Raw genomic sequence first — 5,260 nt, forward strand, 5'->3', positions numbered from 1 at the left:
TTCTTTCGATTCAAGATTTCGCCGATCAGCGGATCAGCCCGAGTGGTCAAAGTTATGGGTAATTGAAAGCTTCACCGAGGGCTTACGCTCTTTCCGGAAATCGATGCTGCGCAGGATGATCCCGGGCGGCGTACCCTCGAACTCGGTCGCCTGATATTTGCCGGCGGCGCAGGTTTCGATGCGCTCCCGCAACCGCATGAATTGCGCCTCGCGCTGGCCCGCACTCGCGCGCACTAAACCCTCCAACTCATCCATCGCTGAAGTTGAAATCGCGCAGGGGACCTCCCTTTGGCCGTCGAGCATCGAGAACAGGACGACCATCCTGTCGTATTCGTAAGCGATGAAGCGACCGTACGTGAGCGTCATGTCAGCCACTCCTTCATAAGTCCCGGCCGTGCCGCGGTACCCGACTCAGCGCTACTCGGTGAGCCGCGCAAAATCCTCAAGCACGGCTGCGACGAGATCGCGATGCCTTGTGTCTTCCGGCGGCAGGCCCGCGGCGTACAGCTTGAGCACATAGCGCGCCTTGGCGGCTGCCTCCGGCCATGACGCGGCGGGAGCCGACAACAGGTGGTCTTCCACCGCGGCTCGGTGCTCGCGCAGCTCCTGCGCATGGGTCTCGACCTCCGCCAGCGCACGACGAATGTCGGTTGCCTTCTGCGCCGCCATGCCGCGGTGGCTGTCGAGATCAAACGGCTCGTCAGCCATCGGAAGCACTCGCGTCCACGCGTTGCGCGTCGGCGAGATCGACAGAGCCGATCGAGACCACCTCCATCGCCAAGCCGCGCGAGCCCTCCACCGGCAACTTGATCATAGTAGCGACGCGGCGGAACGCCTCGAACGATAACCCTTCGATCGTCTCCTCGTCGGTGACGACTTCATAGGTGCCGGCGAGCAACAGGCGATCAATCCCCCTTATCCGGAACGGTTGCTTAAAGGTGACGACTTCGCGTCGGGAACGGATGGTCATGCGCGCCTACCTTTCGCAATACTTTGGCGCCGGCCTCAAAAGCAGCATGCGCCCTTCAAACCGCAATAGCCATCGCTTTGTTGCCGCACGCGACGAGAAGGCACTACGCCCGTTCCTGCGCGTTCTTGCCACCTGAAGGGAAGTGATTTGGCACTGGCTAATTCCAGAACATGGGCGTAGCGTGCGCCATCACCGCATTTTCATGGCATCCACCGGTGACTGAGGGCCGCGTGCTCCCGTCGCAACGAGCAGGAGCATTCTCTCGCGGCAATTTCGGCTGGCCGAGTGGCTCGTGCCCCTAGCGTTGTCCCGCTTTTGCCTGTGATCCTGGTGGTCGCGGCGGCTGTCTTACATGCCCGGGCGGACGCAACTGAAATATCTGGTTAGCGGCAATCACGAAGGCATCCGCGCGCGTATCGGTGCAAGAAGGCTACATCGGCGTAAGAATCTGCACGTCTCGTGGGCAGGTCCTCTCGTCAGACGATCATCTCGAAAACCAGGAGGGTGCCGACATGGCCAAAGGCCAGCAACGAAGCAACCGCGAAGCCAAGAAGCCTAAGAAAGAAAAGATCAAGGTCATCGCCGCCGCACCGAGCCAGAAAGCGACCTCGCGCCCGACCCTATCGCAGAGCAAGAAGAAATAGTGACAATCTCGAAAGCAGACAATTGACGCGAAAGGAAGCGGACGTGGACACCGCCGTGACCCATTTAATCTCTGTCATGCTAATCGTTTTTGGCGGCTGGGTAATTGCCGTTTCACAGGTTCAGTCCGACATGTTCCCAATTTGGTTCGCTCTCGGTGGTTTAACTATCGCGATCGGGCTAATCAGCGCGCTCGGTGAGCGGCACTCCCGGTCCCGACCCTTGCGCTGAGGAAATCGCGCACGAGGGCGTCTGGGTTGAGCCGAAGCTCCTCGCCGAGACCGGGGGCAAAATCGGCGTAGGGCACGGTGCGGCATCCATTCTTCAAGGGCTTGATAAGCCGTGGCTGGGTCACAACGCCTGCGGTTGCGGGGGGAGCCGGCGCGCCTTGCCCGGTGTGCAACCACTCTGACGAGAGCACGCCGCCGGAGCTGCCGGAGGGCTTTAAGGCGATTAGGATACAGGATGACGAGCAAGATTGACGAAGGCGGCCACAGCTCTGGATACCTGGCCCCCGGTGGGGCGCTCTTATGCGAACTTCTCGAGTAGCGCTAAGAGCCCCAAACAGAGAACGAACAGCCATACTGCCGTCGCACTACGTGCCACATCGCTGTACGGCTTGTCCTCCCCTCGCCTGGCGCATCTTGGGCTCGCTAAAGATCGAAGAAAGCACACGCCACGAATCGTTCCTAACTAAGCGGGTGGAGGTGTCGTCAGCCGCACGGATGACTGGTGTGAGGCATTCGCGGCGTTCTAATCGCGCGGCGGTCCCCTTCCGGTCTTCCCCGATAAGCGGACGTCCTCAAGCTACCACGACATGTCTCAAAAGGGTCATGTGGCGAAATTCTCGGGACGGGCACAAAGCGTCCGCTTTACCCCCGGAAGCGGACGTCGCATTTTGTGAGTATCCGTCCTAGACTTGTAACTCAGCCAGGCGCGACGCATGGGCGAAGTAGCCGGAGGACCGCGACACCAAATGCTTGAAACCGACTTATCCTTCGCAGCCATGGCCGAAGCATTGGCGAAATCCGCTGACTACCGCGTCCTTCGGCGCCTGGTCCCTCGAGAGATTTTCACTCCGTCAATCGGTCAAAGCACGAAGACCGTCATCCTTATCGACGTAGATCGGCACGCTGATCGATGACTGATCGCACGCGGCCGCCCGTCGTCCGTCGACGACGGAAGATCAGGCCCACTTATCTTCTTCGCGGCGGGCTTCGTCCTCATTGAGGCGCTCTGCCACGTCATTGGCGATCGGTGAATCTTCAGTGGTCGCGATCGGCGTGCCGTCCTGTTTCTTGATCTTTTTGCCTTCGGCTTGCACTGGAAAATCATCGGGTTTTAGCGGTTTCTTTGAAGCCGACATCGCGACTACCTCCTGTGAGGCGACATGATAGCACGCTCTAAGTATCGGGGCCGCCCCCGAACTCTCGCTTGGCTGGGTGCGTCCCCTTCGGGACGCGTGCTCACTCGTTTTCATCCTCGCTAAGTTCCCGCTCTGCCAGGAACCAGAACTCGAGGTCTCGGCCCGTAGGCCGCCCGTGCTGTTCCCAGAGTTCGTGGGCACGAGCCCTGATTGCTTGCTTGGACCGCCGCGCGGCTAGGCGCCGTTGCAGGCTCTCCCTCAGATCCTCGACGAACGCCTTGAGCCGCTGATAGGTCGTTTGGTCGGTTATCCCGGAAGCCAGCCGCTTCGCCTGTTCGAGTTGGCGCTCTAACTCTTGGCGATCGGTGCTATGGCTCATGGCCGCCTCCGCCTAGTTAAAACGGTGGAGGCAAGATCGTTCATTTTTAGTCTAGTTCGTGCCTCCGGGAAGCCGGATCACGAGGCGCGAGCTTGCACATGCGGCGGAGCCGGCGCCCCGTGCCCGTGGTGCAACAGAGGTAATCCTCCCGAGATGCCGGAGGACTTCGAGGCGACGGTAACGGCGGATGATGACCTAGGTTGAGGAGTCTCTCTGATGACAACAGTCTGGATCTACAAAGGACGGGACACCTTCAAAAAATTCGATACCGAAGATGAGGCGCAGGCGTGGCTTAAGGAAAACGATCCGGAGGGCGTCGCTATCGAGCACCAAATAAGCGAGCCGCTGCCCGCCGGGTCGGCAGATCGATATGGGGTGCCGAAAGCGGATGAAAGGAGCTAGACTCTGAAAACTATTGAAATCGAGCCATACGACCCCGACAAACGCACATGGTCGGAGCCCGAGCGCGCCACGAGCTTTCGAACCATCAATGGCATGCCGATGTACTGGTGCGACGACCGCGGCGTTGTGCACGTCTGCGAGGGCGCCGACATCCACCCCGATGCCCGAGTGTACTGGACGCTTTGCGGCAAAGACGCATCGAATGATTGGGTTTATCTGGCGAAGGACGAAGCGATCACCTGCCCGCTCTGCCAGGAACTGGCGCGCGTCGCAAACGACACCTGACGTTAGCCGATGGGAGTGCACTGAGAATGAAATAGTGCGCCCTCTGCGATAACTTCCTCTGGGTTTGCGAGAACCATCCGAACCAACCTTGGCTTAGCATCCATGCGTGCACGTGCGGCGGCGCCGGCATGCCGTGCCCGCGTTGCAACAAACGTTGACGAATCGTCGCCTCCGGCGTTGCCAAAAAGCTTTGTTCGGCGCGACGACGACGCGTTCTGCAAGGCAAAAAAGCCCCCCATCAAGGGCCGCGGCGCGCTTTCGTGATTGCGGGAGCCTGGTTGTTGATGAAATCATTTTATGCAACCTCGCTAAGTTCGAGCGAGGAGTCGCAAGGCGCTATGCGTGCACATTTACGATTTCTTTATAAGAGAACGGTTGTGGGTTGAGGTCAAAATCTCGCGATGCGCGAGAGTTACGTTCACAGTTCCTCAGTATTTGTTGCTTTGCGCGAACAGCCTTGTCGTGCGTTTTATGCTCCCGCTTCCCAAGCTTTTCCCGAGGCAGATGGAAGTTCGGAGCCATATTGCCCATCATGGAGCCGAAAAGACGCGGGGGCGGGTTTGCCGACCTTCTGCCCCCGCGTCATCGGAGGGGTGAACCATGACGTACACCGAATCTTCTTCTGAGCTTTAACTTGATCCTGCTCGTCTACGTCCTGTTAGAGGTGAAGGCGCTTCGTGACTTTTGGCACCGACAAGATGGCGAAGGTGGATAAGCCGGAGCAACCGGAGATCAACCGCGCCAAATGGGAAGCGCTACAACGCAGGGCAAAAGACCGAGACCAACCGTAGGGCGGACTTTGCCTCTTGGTTGCGACAGGAGCGGATCGTGTGTGTGCGTGCGTGTGTTTGATGTCGGCTGCTCGACGTCCGCGCGATAGATCGGAATGCCGTCACGTTCAGCCCGTTCTTGCGCTACCCACACGCCCGGCAGAACAGCATTGCGAATGCCGTTCAGCGTCTCAATCGGATACCGCGCCATTGATCACCATCGGCTTCTGGCGCGTGCGCAGCTGACATCCATGCGCGGTATGAATCACCCGCTGGAACGGTGGGCCGGGCCGCTGAATGTCTTTCTGAAAGCCGATCCCAAGACCGCGTTAGCGCAGAGCACCTTGCGGCGCCCTCACGCTGACCGAGCGGAGTTCCCCCGGCCCATCAGAAACGAAATTGGAGCCGGCTGCCGGATGAACCAGCAACCGCCACGCCTACAACGC

10 protein-coding genes are annotated in these 5,260 nt (G+C 59.5%); 5 read left to right on the forward strand and 5 right to left on the reverse strand.

Annotated elements, in window-relative coordinates; genetic code table 11:
* Nucleotides 1-33: 33 nt before the first annotated feature.
* Genes AC5ZG1_RS43355 through AC5ZG1_RS43365 form a run of 3 tightly spaced genes read right to left on the reverse strand, consistent with a single transcriptional unit; the run spans nt 34 to nt 970 of the window.
* Nucleotides 34-366 carry a DUF1488 family protein gene (locus tag AC5ZG1_RS43355; protein ID WP_496136475.1) on the reverse strand — a complete coding sequence of 111 codons (333 nt, stop codon included), beginning with the start codon at nt 364-366 and terminating at the stop codon, nt 34-36.
* A 51-nt stretch (nt 367-417) separates the two neighbouring features.
* Nucleotides 418-708 carry a hypothetical protein gene (locus tag AC5ZG1_RS43360; protein ID WP_456647135.1) on the reverse strand — a complete coding sequence of 97 codons (291 nt, stop codon included), beginning with the start codon at nt 706-708 and terminating at the stop codon, nt 418-420.
* Nucleotides 701-970, reverse strand: coding sequence for a hypothetical protein (locus tag AC5ZG1_RS43365; RefSeq protein WP_496136476.1), 270 nt, complete (start codon nt 968-970; stop codon nt 701-703). The genes AC5ZG1_RS43360 and AC5ZG1_RS43365 overlap by 8 nt, the downstream gene beginning before the upstream one ends.
* Between AC5ZG1_RS43365 and AC5ZG1_RS43370 the strand changes: the two genes are divergently transcribed.
* Both AC5ZG1_RS43370 and AC5ZG1_RS43375 read left to right on the forward strand, forming a co-directional pair.
* A complete protein-coding gene (locus AC5ZG1_RS43370; RefSeq protein WP_456647133.1) occupies nt 969-1,106 on the forward strand; it encodes a hypothetical protein in 138 nt (45 codons plus the stop codon). The genes AC5ZG1_RS43365 and AC5ZG1_RS43370 overlap by 2 nt on opposite strands.
* 376 nt (nt 1,107-1,482) lie before the next feature.
* Nucleotides 1,483-1,614: a hypothetical protein gene (locus tag AC5ZG1_RS43375; protein ID WP_456647132.1), complete on the forward strand. Its 132-nt coding sequence runs from the start codon at nt 1,483-1,485 to the stop codon at nt 1,612-1,614.
* A 1,184-nt stretch (nt 1,615-2,798) separates the two neighbouring features.
* Here the strand turns inward: AC5ZG1_RS43375 and AC5ZG1_RS43380 are convergent.
* Both AC5ZG1_RS43380 and AC5ZG1_RS43385 read right to left on the reverse strand, forming a co-directional pair.
* Nucleotides 2,799-2,978 carry a hypothetical protein gene (locus AC5ZG1_RS43380; protein WP_456647185.1) on the reverse strand — a complete coding sequence of 60 codons (180 nt, stop codon included), beginning with the start codon at nt 2,976-2,978 and terminating at the stop codon, nt 2,799-2,801.
* 100 nt (nt 2,979-3,078) lie between these two features.
* The gene (locus AC5ZG1_RS43385) at nt 3,079-3,357 is read right to left on the reverse strand and encodes a DUF2934 domain-containing protein (protein WP_456647184.1); all 279 of its coding nucleotides are present in this window, start codon (nt 3,355-3,357) and stop codon (nt 3,079-3,081) included.
* A gap of 216 nt (nt 3,358-3,573) precedes the next feature.
* On the opposite strand from AC5ZG1_RS43385, the gene AC5ZG1_RS43390 reads away from it, so the two are divergent.
* The 3 genes from AC5ZG1_RS43390 to AC5ZG1_RS43400 all read left to right on the forward strand — a co-directional run.
* The gene (locus tag AC5ZG1_RS43390) at nt 3,574-3,759 is read left to right on the forward strand and encodes a hypothetical protein (protein ID WP_456647183.1); all 186 of its coding nucleotides are present in this window, start codon (nt 3,574-3,576) and stop codon (nt 3,757-3,759) included.
* Nucleotides 3,760-3,852: 93 nt separating this feature from the next.
* A complete protein-coding gene (locus AC5ZG1_RS43395; protein ID WP_456647182.1) occupies nt 3,853-4,044 on the forward strand; it encodes a hypothetical protein in 192 nt (63 codons plus the stop codon).
* Between the two features lie 946 nt (nt 4,045-4,990).
* Nucleotides 4,991-5,260, forward strand: a 270-nt coding sequence (locus AC5ZG1_RS43400) for a hypothetical protein (protein ID WP_496136477.1), incomplete at its 3' end; no start/stop codon positions are given.

This window comes from Bradyrhizobium sp. Leo78 (assembly GCF_059512425.1).

Coding starts and splice junctions, on each gene's coding strand:
- AC5ZG1_RS43395 (WP_456647182.1), top strand. CDS start 3,853: ATGCCGATGTACTGGTGCGACGACCGCGGCGTTGTGCACGTCTGCGAG.
- AC5ZG1_RS43355 (WP_496136475.1), bottom strand. CDS start 366: ATGACGCTCACGTACGGTCGCTTCATCGCTTACGAATACGACAGGATG.
- AC5ZG1_RS43385 (WP_456647184.1), bottom strand. CDS start 3,357: ATGAGCCATAGCACCGATCGCCAAGAGTTAGAGCGCCAACTCGAACAG.
- AC5ZG1_RS43375 (WP_456647132.1), top strand. CDS start 1,483: ATGGCCAAAGGCCAGCAACGAAGCAACCGCGAAGCCAAGAAGCCTAAG.
- AC5ZG1_RS43380 (WP_456647185.1), bottom strand. CDS start 2,978: ATGTCGGCTTCAAAGAAACCGCTAAAACCCGATGATTTTCCAGTGCAA.
- AC5ZG1_RS43360 (WP_456647135.1), bottom strand. CDS start 708: ATGGCTGACGAGCCGTTTGATCTCGACAGCCACCGCGGCATGGCGGCG.
- AC5ZG1_RS43390 (WP_456647183.1), top strand. CDS start 3,574: ATGACAACAGTCTGGATCTACAAAGGACGGGACACCTTCAAAAAATTC.
- AC5ZG1_RS43370 (WP_456647133.1), top strand. CDS start 969: ATGCGCGCCTACCTTTCGCAATACTTTGGCGCCGGCCTCAAAAGCAGC.
- AC5ZG1_RS43365 (WP_496136476.1), bottom strand. CDS start 970: ATGACCATCCGTTCCCGACGCGAAGTCGTCACCTTTAAGCAACCGTTC.